Genomic DNA, 15,201 nt, shown 5'->3' on the forward strand with positions numbered 1-15,201 from the left:
CTGGATTATTTCGCCGGCGCCGCGGCAGCGGGTGCTGCGGCATCGGCTGCTGGCGCTGCGGCAGCTTCACCCGTTGCGGCCGCATCAGCGGCAGGAGCTTCGGCCGCAGGCGGTGTTGGCAATGGCAAGTTTGAACCTTGCGCGTTCATATACAGGATCAAGTTCGCGCGTTCTTCGGGATTGCTCAGGCCCGCAAAAGTCATCTTCGTGCCCGGAGCATATTTTTTAGGGTTGGCCAGCCATTTGTCCATGCCTTCCCAATCCCAGTTACCCGGAATGCTTTTCAACGCGTCGGAATAGGCAAAGCCTGGGACATGGCCATGTGCCTTACCCATTGCAGCCCAGAGATTCGGGCCAATGCCATTTGCGCCACCTTGCGCAATCGTATGGCAAGCCGCACATTTTTTGAACGCTGCTTCGCCCTTGGCGATGTCTGCTGTCGCAAGTAACGTCGCGATAGGTACAGCCGCAGCGCCACCAGCTTCGCCAGATGCCTCAGCCACAACAGCATAACCCTCTTTCTCGGGCGCCTCTGGATGGAAATACATGCCTGTGACGATGCTTAGTCCAAGCGCGACGATGCCGCCTGCCAAAACCCAGCCAGCAATTGTGTTACTACGATCATCCATTGTTCATCAGCCTTGAAAGTGCGTTAAAACACCGGCGTAGAATGACGGCCGGTTTCACTCGCCCCTCTAATAGCGAGTGCTACGCCGTGCAAGTGCCCAAATCCACACTTGCCCGATAAGTCTGCCTATCCTAACGCCACATCAGCATGAACAGTTATCCCGCGCCCGCACTGGCAATCGTCAAAGACATGACGCTTGCCGCCCATCAACATCCGGCAAAAGCGATTGCCTTTCAAGGCGCGCCTGGTGCGAACTCGCATTTGGCTGCGCTGGAATATGACGCCGATTGCTTGCCCCTGCCCTGTTTTTCGTTCGAAGACGCCATTGATGCGGTCAAGGATGGGACGGCTGCGTGCGCAATTATACCTATCGAAAATTCGCTGCATGGCCGCGTAGCCGACATCCACTTTCTGCTGCCGGAGTCAGGCCTGAGCATCATTGCCGAGCATTTCATGTCGATCCGCCATTGTCTCATGGCCAAAACGGCAGATGCCACACTCAAAACCGCCATGAGCCATCCGCAAGCGCTGGGCCAATGCCGCCATTTCTTGCGTGCAAATGGAATCATTCCAGTCGCTTACGCCGACACCGCCGCTGCTGCTGCCTTTGTTGCGGCCAATGACGACCCGTCGGCGGCGGCGATTGCGCCCCCGATTGCGGCGGACCTCTATGGCCTCGTCGCTATTAACGACGCCGTGCAAGACGATGACAGCAACACCACCCGCTTCGTCGTCCTGTCGCGCGCATCTGCCGACCGCAGCAGCCTTACCGGCACGTTAATGACCACGCTGATTTTTGAGGTAAAGAACATCCCTGCCGCTTTGTATAAGGCGATGGGTGGCTTTGCGACCAACGGCGTCAACATGACGAAGCTGGAAAGCTACCAAAATGGCGCAAGCTTTGCCGCGACGGAGTTCTTCGCCGATATCGAAGGCGCGCCGGGCGACGCAGCCGTCGACCGCGCATTGGAGGAGCTACGCTTTCACTGCAACTCGGTTCGCTTGCTCGGAACCTATATGCAAACCCGCGAACGGGGTTAAGACGTTATCAGCGGAAAAGCGCCGACAGAGCTTGCCTTAAAACCGTCCCAGCCGGACCCAAAAGCTGTTTGATGCGTTAGCCAATCCCCCCACGAAGGATTTATACATGGCTGACCTATCAAACATTAAAGAACATGCAGACGTTATTGGCGCGGACGGAGTCCATATCGGCACCGTCGACGGCGTTGAGGGCAACCGCATCAAGCTGACCAAAAAAGATTCTGGGCAAGGCGGCCATGCAGGGCATCATCATTTAATTGACGGCGGACTGGTTGCCACGGTTGATGACAAAACCGTCCGTTTATCGGCAAATGCTGACGTTGCCGTTACTTTTGAACAAGAAGAAGACGCCAAAAGCTAAGCGCTACGGGCGGCGGCTTAGTGCGCCGCCCCCCAGCTTGGCCCAGTGCCGATTTCAATGCCCAATGGTACAGTTAGCTTCACCAGCGGCTCGGCGGCATTGGCCATGACGTTACGAATGATCTCGCTGGCGGCGGCAACGTCCGCTTCTGGCAATTCGAACACCAATTCATCATGCACCTGCAGCAGCATTTTCACATGGCCCAGACCGGCGGCGTCCAAGGCTGGCCCCATGCGGACCATCGCCCGCTTGATGATGTCGGCGCTTGTGCCTTGAATCGGCGCATTGATCGCGGCGCGTTCGCTGCCCTGCCGTTCGGCTTGGTTGGGCGATGTGATGCGCGGGAACCATGTCTTGCGCCCAAAAAGGGTGGTCGAATGACCGCATTCACGGACCGTGGACATCGTCTCCTGAATATAATTGGAAATGCCGGGGAAGCGTTTGAAATAGGCGTCAATGAGCGCCTGAGCCTCTTCTGGAGAGGACTCCAGACGCTTTGAAAGGCCCCAGCGCGAGATGCCATAAAGGATAGAGAAGTTAATCGTTTTGGCGCGCCCTCTTGTGTCGCGGTTGACTTCACCAAACAACTCAAGCGCCGTGCGGGCGTGGATATCCTCCCCCTTTTCAAAGGCGTCGCGCAAGGGTTCGACATCGGCAAAATGCGCGGCGAGCCTGAGCTCGATCTGGCTGTAGTCGGCGGACAAAATAACGTTGCCGGGTTCTGCGACAAATGCGTCTCTTATCTGACGCCCTGTTTCGGTGCGGATCGGGATATTCTGCAAATTAGGGTCCGTCGATGACAAGCGCCCCGTCTGCGCGCCAACAAGGCTGTAGCTTGTGTGTACGCGGCCGGTTTTGGGGTCAATCTGCTGCTGCAGACTGTCGGTATAGGTCGATTTCAGCTTCGCCAATTGCCGCCAGTCGAGCACTTTGCGCGCGATCTCTACGCCCTGCCCCGCAAGGTCCTCCAACACGGTCACGTCGGTGGAATATTGCCCAGACTTGCCCTTTTTGCTGCCCTTATAGCCCATTTTTCCAAACAGAATTTCGCCCAATTGCTGCGGACTACCAATGGTGAAGGGTTGCCCTGCAAGGCCATAAATTTCCTTTTCGAGCAATTCCATTTGCGCGGCGAATTCGGACGACAGCCGCGCCAAAGCGGCGCGGTCAACCTTAATGCCCAGGCATTCCATTTTAGACAGCACGGGCACCAATGGGCGGTCTACAAGTTCATAGACGCTGGTCGCCTTTTCGGGGCTTAGGCGCAATTTCAAATGATGCCACAGGCGCAGCGTCACATCGGCATCTTCCGCCGCATAACGGGTCGCGTCGGACAATGGTACGGCAGCGAAGCCAATCTGGCTTTTGCCCGTGCCCGTCACGCTTTTATACGAAATGCATTCATGGCCCAAATGTGTCTTGGAAAGCTCATCCATGCCATGCGCCTGACGCCCTGCATCCAAGGCAAAGCTCATCACCATAGTATCATCATAAGGCGTGATATCGACATTGTGCCGCGCCAGCACAGACATGTCATATTTCAAATTTTGCCCGATTTTTAGGACTTCCGGGTCGCTGAGCAACGGCCGTAACTTCGCAAGCGCAGCCGCCATCGGAATTTGCTCTGGCCGTTCGGCGAACATATCGGTGCCGCCATGCGCGAGCGGGACATAGCACGCCTCGCCCGGCGCGACCGCAAGGCTAAGGCCCACAAGGTTTGCGCTCGCGGCCTGCAAGCTATCGGTTTCGGTATCAAAGCCCAAAGTGCCGGTTTCACGCGCACGCGCAATCCAATGGTCCAAACGCGCGATGTCGGTAACGCATTCATAAGCGGAGATATCGATTTTCGGCATTGGCGCAGGGGCAGCGGACGCCCCTGTTACCGGCCCGCGTTCGGCCCCATCACCTGCGTTCATGGCCTTAGGGTTGCCTGCAATCGCCTTATTCGCCGCCGCTGTATCCGCAACATGGCCAATACGCTTCAACAGCGAATTAAACCCATGATGCTGCAGAAATTCGGCCAGAGGTTCTTCGGGAATAGCGCCCAAAACCATGTCCTCCATGGCGATTGGCAACGGGCAATCATCTTTCAACGTCACCAAAACCTTGGACAATCGTGCCATTTGCGCATGCTCTATTAAATTGTCACGCATCTTGGATGGCTTCATATCGGGCGCTGCGGCCAAGACACTTTCAAGATCGCCAAATTCCTGAATAAGTTTGGTCGCGGTCTTTGGACCAACGCCGGGAACGCCGGGCACATTATCCACGCTATCGCCCATGAGCGCGAGCACATCGCCAACCTTGTCCGGACCAACGCCGAATTTTGCGCATACTTCTTCAGAGCGGATGCGTTCGTTTTTCATCGTGTCGAACATGTCGATGCGCGCTTCAACGAGCTGCATCAGATCCTTGTCACTGCTGACGATTGTCACGTGCCAGCCGGCGGCGCTGGCCGCTTTGGCATAGCTTGCGATCATATCGTCGGCTTCGACATCTTCTTCTTCAATCAACGGCAGCGAAAATGCGCGCGTTGCGTCGCGGATCATCGGGAATTGCGGTTTCAAGTCTTCGGGCGGGTCGGGACGATGTGCCTTATACTGGTCATAAATCCGGTTGCGGAATGTCTGGCTGGATTTATCCAGCACCACCGCCATATGCGTCGGGCCATCAGCTTGGTTCAAATCGTCCGCCAACTTCCATAGCATCGTCGTATAGCCATAGACAGCGCCTACAGGTTCCCCATGCTTGTTGGTCAGCGGCGGTAGCCGGTGATAGGCGCGGAAAATATAGGCGGAGCCGTCAACGAGATAGAGATGCTTTTGGTCAGACATGACGCTGCGATAGCAGCCCGTTTTGGCCAAGTCTTTTGCTAATTTACCGCTTTGGCATTGTGCCAAATTTTAACGGGACCCGCGCCACAAGATGAGCCCGCTTGCGATGATGATGCCCGCGCCCGCAAGGGAGGTCAGGTCCGGCCAATCGCCAAATAATATGATCCCCAACCCAATGGCTATCAAAAGCTGCACATATGTCATGGGAGCGATTTCTGCGGCAGACGCGCGCGTCGTTGCCATGAATATCAACCAATGCGCGCAGCTAGCGGTGACGGCAACTAGCATACAACGCGCAATAATCGTCCAATCGGGAACACCAATGTGCAACGCGGGAACGCCAGAAAAATGGCCAATAAAAGCCGCGCTGAGGATGAAAGGCATGGCGACCGAGGCCACTAGAAACTGCATCAGCAATGGCGAGCCTGCCCCCGCCACTACGCGGTTACCCATCATGACCAATGCCATGCACATGGCAGCCACCAAAGGCAGTAATGCGACCCATCCGAGCTCCGCAACATTAGGTCGCATGATGAGCAGCACGCCTCCAAAGGCGATGACGATGGCGAGCCACTTGGTCGCACGGGTGCGTTCGTTCAGGAAAATAGCGCTGAAAATTACCGTAATCATGGGGCTGGTAAAGCCGATGGCTGTCGCGTCCGCCAAAGGCATCAGAAATATGGCAGAAAAGAAGCATATTGTCGCCAGCGCCACCGAAAATCCACGCAACAACTGCACCTTCGGCATGGGCAAGGCAAAACCCTTCCGCCCTTCTTTCAGGAACAGCAAAGTTCCAAGACCTATCGCCCCAATCGCATAGCGCAATGCCGCAACAGCGGTTCCGGGCCATGCACCCGCGATCGACTTAATGACCGCATCGCCCATCGCCAAAAGCGCAAAGCCGCATAGCGCGTATAAGAGGCCCGACCGGGCCGAGGATGATGTCACGAAAAATTCCCCGATATTTGCGCCGCCTTAATCCGCTTTATCCGGAATGGAAAGCGGTGCCATCATCGCATGGCATCAGCGAAGATGGTGACAGTGTTCAACGTTGATCAGCAGCTTTTGCAAACCCGCTTGGGCCAGAGTTAGGACCGGTTAAAGCCCCTTAATCGCCAGCGCTGCCGACAGCACCGTTGCCAGAACCGAAAACACGGTAATCGCTGTCCACGGCATGAAACCCACATCGTCGATGTTGGCGCGGTTATGACGACGGCGATCCGCCAGGCTGCTGACCAGCACGACCAATGCAGACATCACAGATGACGCCACCCAAATATGATCCTGCCAAACAAATTGCTCAAACGCGTGCATAAGATTGCCCATAATGCGGATTTATCCGGCAATAAAGGGCGAAGAAATGGTGCGTCGGTTTGCGTGGACCGGAATTTGTTTTCGCACTCGATTCAGGGCGTCGAGGTCCAAATCAACATAAGCGAGGCCGGGTGCACTGCCCATATCGCACAATATTGTCCCCCAAGGGTCTACCACTAAGGAATGGCCATAAGTTTGGCGGCCATCTTCATGCACGCCGCATTGCGCCGCCGCGATAACGAATGCCGCGCTTTCAATGGCCCGCGCGCGCAACAGCACATGCCAATGCGCCTCACCCGTGGGCACGGTAAAAGCAGACGGTAGCGTGATAATATCCACGCCCGATTTGGCATACGCGCTGAACAAATCAGGAAAGCGCATATCATAGCAGATTGCGAGCCCCATCAGGCCAAGCGGCGTTTGAACCACCACGGGTTTTTGTCCGCCAACATAAGCTGATGACTCGCGCCACGTTTCGCCCGAGGCCAAATCAACATCGAACAGGTGCATTTTGTCATAGCGAGCGACAATCGCGCCGTCGGGAGTGATGATAATGCTTCGATTGGCCAACTTCTCCGCGCCTTCGTCTAAAATAGGCATAGAGCCGATATGTACCCATATCCGATGTCGAGCCGCCGCCGCGATCAGACTTTGCAAGGCGATATTATGTGTTTCATCCACCATATGCCCTCGGGCGCGCGCGCGGTCACGGTCAATCAAAAGCGACATCTCTGGCGCGAAATACATGACCGCCCCATTTTCGGCGGCGCTGGCAATAGCATCTGCCATATCCGAAGCGTTACGCGTCGGATCAATTTTACTTGTCATCTGATGCAAGGCTATCCGCATGAAAAACCTTATAAATTTGAAATAAATGAAAAATGACGTTGCTTGCTGTCATTCATTTCACTGGGCAGGCAACATTGCAAGACATATGCAATGCTGCGGAATGCATTGATAATGCGATGCTGCCCTATATGTGCATGGATATGGAAAAGGCGAGATGACCAAGAAACGCAACATTCTCGTAACGGGTGGCGCGGGATATATTGGTAGCCACGCGGTCTTGGCGCTCATCGACGCGGGCCATCGCCCGATAGTCATCGACAATCTTGTCACTGGATTTCGCTGGGCCATAGATGATGAAGCGACCTTTTATGAAGGCGACATCAGCGATTCGGACCTTGTTCTCAAAATCATCGGTGAACAAGCCATCGACGCGATTATGCATTTCGCAGGATCGGTTGTTGTCCCCGAATCGGTCGAAAACCCGCTGAAATATTATGATAATAATACCGCGAAGAGCCGAAGCCTGATTGAAACCGCTATAGCTGGCGGCGTGCGGCACATGATATTTTCGTCCACCGCCGCAACATATGGCATCCCGAAGTCTAGTCCCGTGTGCGAAGACATGCCGACAATGCCTATCAATCCCTATGGCATGTCGAAATTGATGACCGAGATGATGCTGCGCGATGTCGCCGCAGCGCATGATTTCAATTATTGCGCCTTGCGTTATTTCAACGTCGCTGGCGCAGACCCATTATGCAGGACCGGCCAATCCACCATTGGCGCAACCCACTTGCTGAAAATCGCGGTGGAGGCGGCATTGGGCAAGCGCGCGAGCGTCAGTGTGTTCGGTACCGACTATGCGACGGAAGATGGCACAGGCGTTCGCGATTATATTCATGTTAGCGATCTCGCTTCAGCGCATGTCATCGCGCTGGAGGCGCTGATGGCCGACCCAGAACGCAGCCACACGCTGAATTGCGGATATGGCCATGGCTATTCAGTTATGCAAGTTTTGGATGCCGTAGACCGCGTAACCAACACCAAACTACACCGCACATTCGAAGGCCGCCGCGCTGGCGACCCTGATACGCTCGTGTCCGACAATATAGCGATAAAGCAACGCTTTGGCTGGGAACCGCGATATGATAATCTGGACCTGATTGTCCAACATGCCCTCGCTTGGGAACGACGCCTGACGGATATTCAAGGGACGTAAGCGCTCACTTGCGCTTTTATCGGATGTTTCCCATATCCCGATTTATGGAAACACAATCGCACGCAAATCCGGTGACATGGTATGGCACCACCATATTATCCGTCCGTAAAAATGGCAAAGTGGTCATCGCTGGCGATGGCCAAGTTTCGATGGGCCAGACCGTGATGAAGCCCAATGCCAAAAAGGTGCGGCAATTGCACGATGGCTCCGTCATTGGTGGCTTTGCAGGGGCGACCGCCGATGCCTTCACCCTTTTTGAACGATTGGAGCGCAAGCTCGAACAACATCGCGGGCAGTTAATGCGCGCAGCGGTCGAATTGGCCAAGGATTGGCGGACCGACAAATATCTCCGCAATTTGGAAGCGATGATGATTGTCGCGGACAAGGATGTGACCTTGATCCTAACAGGCAATGGCGATGTGCTGGAGCCGAATGACGGCATCGCGGCGATTGGATCAGGCGGCAATTACGCTTTGTCGGCCGCTCGTGCACTGGCCGATTATGAAACAGACGCCGAAAAAATGGCGCGGCATGCTATGAAAATAGCTGCAGAAATATGCGTATATACCAATGACCATCTGACCGTCGAAACATTGGATAGCGCGCAATAGGCGCACTTCACTGGCCCAATTCACTTGAACACCTTTAGTAACTTCCCATGTAGGTCGTAATGAAAAACGCACTGACCCCAAAAGCCATTGTGGCTGCTCTCGACGAACATATTATTGGCCAAGCCGACGCAAAGCGGGCGGTTGCGGTTGCACTGCGCAATCGTTGGCGCCGGCAACGGCTCGGCGCGGATTTGCGTGACGAGGTTACACCCAAAAACATATTGATGATTGGCCCCACGGGGTGCGGTAAGACCGAGATTTCCCGCCGATTGGCCAAGCTGGCCGATGCGCCATTCATCAAGGTCGAGGCCACCAAATTCACTGAAGTTGGCTATGTCGGTCGCGACGTAGAACAAATTGCCCGCGACTTGGCCGAAGAAGCGGTGCGCTTGGAAAAAGAGCGCCGTCGCGAACATGTGCGCGAAGCTGCGGAAACCGCGGCCATGGAGCGGATTTTAAAAACGCTGGCTGGCGACACGGCCAGCGAAGCAACACGCGAAGCATTCCGCCAGCGCATTCGCGAACGGCATATGGACGACGTCGAAATTGAAATTGAGGTGTCTGACAATCCAACAATGCCGATGGAAATACCGGGCATGGGCGGCAATGTCGGGATGATCAATCTTGGCGAGATGATGGGCAAGGCCTTTGGCAAGGACAATTTAAAACGGCGTAAAATGAAAGTCCCCGACGCTTGGAAAAAGCTGGTTGAGGAAGAATCTGAAAAGCGCTTAGACCAAGACGATGTGAACCGCGTCGCATTGGCCGATGCCGAGGCCAATGGCATCGTATTCTTGGACGAAATTGACAAGATTGCGGTGTCGGATACGCGCAGCGGCGGTTCGGTCAGTCGCGAAGGCGTTCAGCGTGACCTGCTGCCGTTGATTGAAGGAACCACCGTCGCGACCAAATATGGCCCGATGAAAACCGACCATGTGTTGTTCATTGCGTCGGGCGCTTTCCACATTTCCAAACCAAGCGACATGTTACCCGAATTACAAGGTCGCTTGCCCATCCGCGTCGAACTGCGTGCGCTAGAGCATGCCGATTTTGTAAGAATTTTGTCCGAAACCCGCGCCAACCTGCCGATGCAATATCGGGCATTGCTGGCGACCGAAGAAGTTACGCTCGAATTCAGCGACGACGCCATTGATGCCATTGCGCGCATTGCGGTGGATGTGAATTCTTCTGTCGAAAATATCGGCGCACGGCGCTTGCAAACCGTGATGGAAAAGCTGCTGGAAGACATTAGCTACGACGCCGAGGACCGCAAAGGCGAGACGTTGAAGATCGATGCGGCCTATGTCAGCAAGCAGCTTTCAGGCATCGCCAAGGACACCGACCTGTCCAAATATGTGCTTTGACGGAGTACTAACTTTTGATATGATTCCAAGTTCTTAACCGGAGTCGGAACATGTCACAGCAAGGTGGGTGCCAATGCGGTGCCGTGCGGTATGAAGTCAGCGGATCGCCCCAGCACGTGGCCTTATGCCATTGCGAAGGATGCCGCAAAAGCGCAGGCGCGCCAGCAATTGCATGGGCAGCCTTTGAAGAGAACGAATTTCAATTGCTGCAAGGCGAACTGACCGACTTCAATTCATCAGGCAGCGCGATGCGCAGCTTTTGTCCAAGTTGCGGCACAGGTATCGCCTATCGCAACGCCGAAATGTTGCCCGGCATCGTCGATATTCAATCGGCGACACTTGATGACCCGTCCGTATTTCCGTTGCAGTTCCTTATCCAGACAGCTGAGCGGATTGATTGGATGGCGAATGCACACACCCTTCCCGCATTTGAACGCTTCCCCGGATAAAGTTCAACGTTCGGCAGTTACGGCGCTATCGCCCGATTGTGGGGTAACGACGAGCTTCCACGCCTTGTCTTTGATAAAATAGCGCTGTGCCAGTGCCTGCAAAATGGCGGGCGTTACATCGTTAAAATCGCTGTATAGCTTACCCAATGCGACAAAGCGTTCGGGGTCGTATGTCGCCCCTTTCAACTGATTGAGCCAAAATGTGTTGCCTGACGCCGCACGCTCAATGGCTTGTTTCGTCGGTTCCACCGCGCGCTGCAATTCATCGGCGCTCACAGGATTGGCAATTAAATCCGCCGCAACAGCCTCTGCGAAGGCAAAGAAACGGTTCACATCCGCAGGCTTAACCTGTGTGTACGCCATCAAATATCCGCCGCTAGTAAAGTTCAAGGGCCAGTTGGCGGCCATGTCGGGGCTATAGCTCACCGCTTGTTCTGCACGGAATTTTTCGAACAAACGATCCCGGAAAATGGCTGCCAATATTTCCAACTGCCGTCCCTCGGTAATACCCGCAATGCCGCCGCCCGTTGGCCAGGCCATAACCGCGGCCGATTGATCACTGGCTCCGCGATGCATCAGGCGCACAGGCGTGGCGGTGGGCGCAGGGAAACGGACATCGCTGGCCGCGGCTGATATAGGCAATGCCACGCGCGGCGCCATCGCCCCGAAACTTTTTTCCAATGCGGCGATTGCGTCCGTTTTCTCAAAATCGCCGAATAGCAGGACTTCGATGGGACCTTGCGCCATCAAAGGCTGCCAATAAGTTTCAAACTGCGCGGCATCCATTTTTGCCACTTCTGCAGGAGTAGCCGCCTTCCAACGTGCGTCCTTATTCCGCAGCAGATATTCCAAATCACGTTGCAACACTGACATCGCCGACATTTCAAAGCTGGCATAGCCTGATGTAGCCATTGCTTTGGCGCGTTCAACGGGCGCGGCATCCCAACCGGGATATTCCATCTTGGTCGCAATTAAGGTGAGCTGATCGGCAAGATCATCGGGTCGCGTATTGGCGCCAAATTGGAATGCGTCATCATCAACCGAGAAATTCAACTCAATCCGCCGACCGTTGACCATCTGATCAATTTCTGTGCGTTTGATATTGCCAATGCCATTTTCAGGCAGAACCAATGGCCCTGCCCATAACAACCCACCTTGGTCGGGGTTTACAGCCTTATAGCCACCACCAAAACGGACCAGTACGCGGATTTGCCCGCTTTCGGCTTTGTTGGGATAGAGCAATGCGCGCACGCCGTTGGATAGCTCCAGCCGCGTAAGGTCCCATCGCGCTAATGTTTCCTCGGCCACCAGCTTTCCAGGCGCGCCCAATTTTGGCAGTGCGGCAAAGCCAATATTGTTTTCAGACAGGCGCGCCGATTTGTTCGCCGCCACCGATGCGTTCAAAACCGCCAGTGCGCGATTATCCGCGTCGGGTATGGCAGTGGGTGAAGATACCATCAGCCGCGTGACATCGGCGCTAAAAAGCTTTTGCGTGGCATCCAAAAGCCGTTCGGGTGTGAACTTGTTTTGCATCCCTTCATACACCGCAATGACGGTTTTCGGGGCTGCCACTGTTTCGCGTATATCCACGGCGCTGACGATATCATCCGCCTGTTTGGCGGCGGCTTCGAAGGGATAGCTGTCCAGCATCGTGCGCAGCGCATTGCCGAACAAAGTCTTTTCCCGATCAATATCTGCAACCGAGGGTGGTGTCGCAACTGCATCGGCAATGATGGCGCGGACATCGCGCGTTGCGGCTTCCCATTGGTCCCCGACGGGCGTCAACGAAACCAATGTCGCATCGGCGGTGCGCGATATATCTTCCTGCGCGACCTGGGCAAATAGATAGCTGCCACCGTTGCGCGCCTGCACCTCAAGCCTGCGGTTAATAATTTGCAACGCCAAGGCATCGATCAGCAATTGTTCATTATAGAGTATCGTGTCGTTCACTTTGCGCCAGGGGCGCAGATAGGCAAGGCTGACCGTCCTTGGCAATGTCGGCTCTATCAATACGCGGACGGGTGTTCCTTGCGGGCTAGGGTCACCAAAATCGGGCTCAGATGCGCGCGGGCCTTTGCCTTTCCAATCGTTGAAATATTTCTGCACGAGATTGGCAAGCTTGGCTGGTTCCATATCGCCAGCCATGACGACAACAGCGTTTTCAGGCCGGTACCAACGGTCATGAAAGGCGCTGAGGCGGATGGCGTCTGCCGCCTGCAGCGTTTCGGGGGTCCCGATGGTGGACCGGTTTGCAAGACGCTGCCCCTGAAACGCATGCTGGCGCAGGGCATCGCTGTAGATCATCTGCGCGCCGCTATTCTCCCGCAATTCGGCCAGAACAATTGCGCGTTCGGCGTTCAGCGCGGTTGGTGAAATCCGTGGGTTGCGGATCATACCCGAAATGATCTTGACTGATTCATCCAGCTTTTCCGGCGTCGCATTAGGCAAATCAAGCTTATAGACGGTCTGCGTCGGCGTGGTTTGCGCGTTGCTATCGCTGCCGAATGTGACGCCAAACCGCTGCCAAATGCGCTTGGCTTCCCCATCCGGAACAAAGGTCGATCCGCGGAACGACAGATGCTCGATAAGATGCGCAAAACCTTGCTCATCATTATTTTCATGCAAAGCGCCCGCATCTATCCGCACGCGAATGGAAACTTGCCCCGCTGGCACATCATTTTTTTTCACTGCATAGCGCAGGCCGTTGGGTAGAACGCCAAAAGTCCATGTGTCATCTACAGGGACATCGCTGCCTTCATATAACCAAGGTACCGCAGTCGTCTTGGCGGGCGCGTTCGCGGCGGGCGCAGTTTGGGCGTAAGTGGCGGGGGGCAGCAGCAAGGCTGCCAAAACGAGAGCATAAGAAAGTTTGCGCATTACACTCCTCATAACGGGTGTGCAGCTTGACCGCACATGAACGATCCCAAGACCCCCCGCTTAAATTCCACCATCGACGGTGTCATAACCCAATTCGGCCAGACCAAGTTTCAATGCCGCGACACATTCCGCCAATTTATCCGCGTCAGTGGTGCGGACAACGAAGTTTGCACCGACCTTGCCTTCGCGGAAAAACGGGTAGCTGCCAATCTGGCAGCCTTCATGATGCTTTTCCGTGTCACCGAGCAGCTTTGCCACTTCGCTTTCGGCGACCCAGCAGCCGATTTGTTGCGACAATAAGGGCGCGCCGCCCTCAAGCGTGCCTGTTAATGCGTCCAACATGCCAGCGGTGATGTGCGGGACGCCCGCCATGATGAAGATATTGCCATGGCGAATACCCGGCGCTCCCGACATTTTGTTGGGGATGAGGTCCGCGCCATCGGGCACGCGCGCCATACGCAAGCGGCCTGGGTTGATGCCGCCGCGTGTTTCATAATATGCATGGAGGACCGCGCTTGCCTCAGGATGAATGACAACCTCCACACCCAATGCCGCCGCAATTGCGTCAACGGTAATGTCATCATGCGTTGGGCCAATCCCGCCGGTGGTGAACAAATAATCATTGCGCGCGCGCAAAATATTCACCGCCTCAATAATTGCATCCATATCATCGGCGACCACGCGCACTTCGCGCAGGCGAATGCCCTGAATATTAAGCCAAAGCGCAATTTGGCTGACATTTTTGTCCTGTGTGCGGCCAGAAAGGATTTCATCGCCAATAATCACAAGGGCAGCGGTGTAGATGCGGGAATCTGTCATCATCATCCGATAGCATAATTCACCCCCTCGCAAAGTGCGGATTATTGCCTTATATCGCTTGCATGGAACAATATGTACGCGTGACGCCCCAAGAGGCGATGCAGGCCCGCGATGGGACGATCAAATTGCACGGGGCCGAGGGCTTTGACGGCATGCGCAAGGCCGGTCGTCTTGCTGCCGAAATCCTAGATGCTTTGGTCCCACATGTTGTGCCCGGCGTAACGACCGAAGAATTGGACGACATTGTCCGCGAAATGACGATGCGCGGTGGCGCTGTCCCTGCAACCTTGGGCTATCGCGGCTATACGCATAGCTGCTGCATCTCGATCAACCATGTCATTTGCCACGGTATTCCTTCGGACAAGAAATTGAAGGACGGCGACATCGTTAATATCGACGTCACGCCGCAACTCGATGGCTGGCACGGCGATACTAGCCGCATGTTCTTGGTCGGCGATGTGCCGGTGAAGGCGAAGCGTTTGGTCGATGTAACCTATGAATGCCTCATGCTCGGCATCGAAGCGGCCAAGCCCGGCAACCGTGTCGGCGACATTGGCTATGCTATCCAAACCCACGCCGAAAAGCATCGTTATGGCGTGGTCCGCGACTTTTGCGGCCATGGCTTGGGCCAGTTATTCCACGACGCCCCCGAAATCGTCCATGTCGGTCGCCCCGGCACGGGCCCCGAACTGCGCCCCGGCATGATCTTCACGATTGAGCCCATGATCAACATCGGCAAGGCCGCCGGAAAAGTGCTCGACGATGGCTGGACGGCGGTAACACGCGACCGTTCCTTGAGCGCGCAATTCGAACACAGCATCGGCATCACCGAAGACGGCTGCGAGATTTTTACCAAGAGCCCAAAGGGTTTTGATCAGCCGCCTTATTAAGGGGG

At 55.3% G+C, this 15,201-nt stretch carries 14 protein-coding genes; 7 read left to right on the forward strand and 7 right to left on the reverse strand.

All coding sequences use genetic code 11. The features are described 5' to 3' along the window. Nucleotides 1–5: 5 nt before the first annotated feature. Nucleotides 6–629 (reverse strand): c-type cytochrome, encoded by a 624-nt coding sequence (locus D7D48_RS06860; RefSeq protein ID WP_125230565.1) that lies wholly within the window; start codon nucleotides 627–629, stop codon nucleotides 6–8. Between the two features lie 146 nt (nucleotides 630–775). On the opposite strand from D7D48_RS06860, the gene D7D48_RS06865 reads away from it, so the two are divergent. Together D7D48_RS06865 and D7D48_RS06870 are read left to right on the forward strand one after the other, a co-directional pair. Next, nucleotides 776–1,669 (forward strand): prephenate dehydratase, encoded by an 894-nt coding sequence (locus tag D7D48_RS06865; protein WP_125230566.1) that lies wholly within the window; start codon nucleotides 776–778, stop codon nucleotides 1,667–1,669. A 106-nt stretch (nucleotides 1,670–1,775) separates the two neighbouring features. Further along, nucleotides 1,776–2,030 carry a DUF2171 domain-containing protein gene (locus D7D48_RS06870; protein ID WP_125230567.1) on the forward strand — a complete coding sequence of 85 codons (255 nt, stop codon included), beginning with the start codon at nucleotides 1,776–1,778 and terminating at the stop codon, nucleotides 2,028–2,030. A gap of 17 nt (nucleotides 2,031–2,047) precedes the next feature. Here the strand turns inward: D7D48_RS06870 and polA are convergent, their stop codons facing one another. The 4 genes from polA to D7D48_RS06890 form a co-directional block, all read right to left on the reverse strand. Further along, on the reverse strand, nucleotides 2,048–4,864 hold the full coding sequence (gene polA, locus D7D48_RS06875) for a DNA polymerase I (protein WP_125230568.1): 2,817 nt from the start codon (nucleotides 4,862–4,864) through the stop codon (nucleotides 2,048–2,050). 69 nt (nucleotides 4,865–4,933) lie between these two features. After that, entirely contained in the window at nucleotides 4,934–5,812 is an 879-nt protein-coding gene (locus D7D48_RS06880) for a DMT family transporter (protein WP_245964363.1), read from the reverse strand. 150 nt (nucleotides 5,813–5,962) lie between these two features. Beyond that, a complete protein-coding gene (locus tag D7D48_RS06885; protein WP_185739821.1) occupies nucleotides 5,963–6,178 on the reverse strand; it encodes a hypothetical protein in 216 nt (71 codons plus the stop codon). A 21-nt stretch (nucleotides 6,179–6,199) separates the two neighbouring features. Continuing rightward, on the reverse strand, nucleotides 6,200–7,027 hold the full coding sequence (locus tag D7D48_RS06890; protein WP_125230570.1) for a carbon-nitrogen hydrolase family protein: 828 nt from the start codon (nucleotides 7,025–7,027) through the stop codon (nucleotides 6,200–6,202). 154 nt (nucleotides 7,028–7,181) lie between these two features. Between D7D48_RS06890 and galE the strand changes: the two genes are divergently transcribed. Genes galE through D7D48_RS06910 form a run of 4 tightly spaced genes read left to right on the forward strand, consistent with a single transcriptional unit; the run spans nucleotide 7,182 to nucleotide 10,610 of the window. Further along, the gene (gene galE / locus D7D48_RS06895) at nucleotides 7,182–8,186 is read left to right on the forward strand and encodes a UDP-glucose 4-epimerase GalE (RefSeq protein WP_125230571.1); all 1,005 of its coding nucleotides are present in this window, start codon (nucleotides 7,182–7,184) and stop codon (nucleotides 8,184–8,186) included. A gap of 44 nt (nucleotides 8,187–8,230) precedes the next feature. Beyond that, nucleotides 8,231–8,797 (forward strand): ATP-dependent protease subunit HslV, encoded by a 567-nt coding sequence (gene hslV / locus D7D48_RS06900; protein WP_125230572.1) that lies wholly within the window; start codon nucleotides 8,231–8,233, stop codon nucleotides 8,795–8,797. Between the two features lie 59 nt (nucleotides 8,798–8,856). Next, entirely contained in the window at nucleotides 8,857–10,161 is a 1,305-nt protein-coding gene (hslU, locus tag D7D48_RS06905) for an ATP-dependent protease ATPase subunit HslU (protein ID WP_125230573.1), read from the forward strand. A 50-nt stretch (nucleotides 10,162–10,211) separates the two neighbouring features. Next, nucleotides 10,212–10,610, forward strand: a complete 399-nt coding sequence (locus D7D48_RS06910) for a GFA family protein (RefSeq protein ID WP_125230574.1) — start codon at nucleotides 10,212–10,214, stop codon at nucleotides 10,608–10,610. Between the two features lie 3 nt (nucleotides 10,611–10,613). On the opposite strand, the gene D7D48_RS06915 is transcribed toward D7D48_RS06910, so the two are convergent. After that, nucleotides 10,614–13,487 (reverse strand): M16 family metallopeptidase, encoded by a 2,874-nt coding sequence (locus tag D7D48_RS06915; protein WP_245964364.1) that lies wholly within the window; start codon nucleotides 13,485–13,487, stop codon nucleotides 10,614–10,616. Nucleotides 13,488–13,547: 60 nt separating this feature from the next. Next, nucleotides 13,548–14,309 carry a competence/damage-inducible protein A gene (locus D7D48_RS06920; RefSeq protein WP_125230925.1) on the reverse strand — a complete coding sequence of 254 codons (762 nt, stop codon included), beginning with the start codon at nucleotides 14,307–14,309 and terminating at the stop codon, nucleotides 13,548–13,550. A gap of 59 nt (nucleotides 14,310–14,368) precedes the next feature. Between D7D48_RS06920 and map the strand changes: the two genes are divergently transcribed. Continuing rightward, the gene (gene map, locus D7D48_RS06925) at nucleotides 14,369–15,196 is read left to right on the forward strand and encodes a type I methionyl aminopeptidase (RefSeq protein WP_125230576.1); all 828 of its coding nucleotides are present in this window, start codon (nucleotides 14,369–14,371) and stop codon (nucleotides 15,194–15,196) included. The last annotated feature ends 5 nt before the right edge of the window (nucleotides 15,197–15,201 follow it).

Origin of the sequence: Sphingorhabdus wooponensis (genome assembly GCF_003933235.1) — a bacterium.
Lineage (GTDB): Bacteria > Pseudomonadota > Alphaproteobacteria > Sphingomonadales > Sphingomonadaceae > Sphingorhabdus_B > Sphingorhabdus_B wooponensis.

Coding starts and splice junctions, on each gene's coding strand:
- D7D48_RS06860 (WP_125230565.1), bottom strand. CDS start 629: ATGGATGATCGTAGTAACACAATTGCTGGCTGGGTTTTGGCAGGCGGC.
- D7D48_RS06865 (WP_125230566.1), top strand. CDS start 776: ATGAACAGTTATCCCGCGCCCGCACTGGCAATCGTCAAAGACATGACG.
- D7D48_RS06870 (WP_125230567.1), top strand. CDS start 1,776: ATGGCTGACCTATCAAACATTAAAGAACATGCAGACGTTATTGGCGCG.
- polA (WP_125230568.1), bottom strand. CDS start 4,864: ATGTCTGACCAAAAGCATCTCTATCTCGTTGACGGCTCCGCCTATATT.
- D7D48_RS06885 (WP_185739821.1), bottom strand. CDS start 6,178: ATGCACGCGTTTGAGCAATTTGTTTGGCAGGATCATATTTGGGTGGCG.
- D7D48_RS06890 (WP_125230570.1), bottom strand. CDS start 7,027: ATGCGGATAGCCTTGCATCAGATGACAAGTAAAATTGATCCGACGCGT.
- galE (WP_125230571.1), top strand. CDS start 7,182: ATGACCAAGAAACGCAACATTCTCGTAACGGGTGGCGCGGGATATATT.
- hslV (WP_125230572.1), top strand. CDS start 8,231: ATGGAAACACAATCGCACGCAAATCCGGTGACATGGTATGGCACCACC.
- hslU (WP_125230573.1), top strand. CDS start 8,857: ATGAAAAACGCACTGACCCCAAAAGCCATTGTGGCTGCTCTCGACGAA.
- D7D48_RS06910 (WP_125230574.1), top strand. CDS start 10,212: ATGTCACAGCAAGGTGGGTGCCAATGCGGTGCCGTGCGGTATGAAGTC.
- D7D48_RS06915 (WP_245964364.1), bottom strand. CDS start 13,487: ATGCGCAAACTTTCTTATGCTCTCGTTTTGGCAGCCTTGCTGCTGCCC.
- D7D48_RS06920 (WP_125230925.1), bottom strand. CDS start 14,309: ATGATGACAGATTCCCGCATCTACACCGCTGCCCTTGTGATTATTGGC.
- map (WP_125230576.1), top strand. CDS start 14,369: ATGGAACAATATGTACGCGTGACGCCCCAAGAGGCGATGCAGGCCCGC.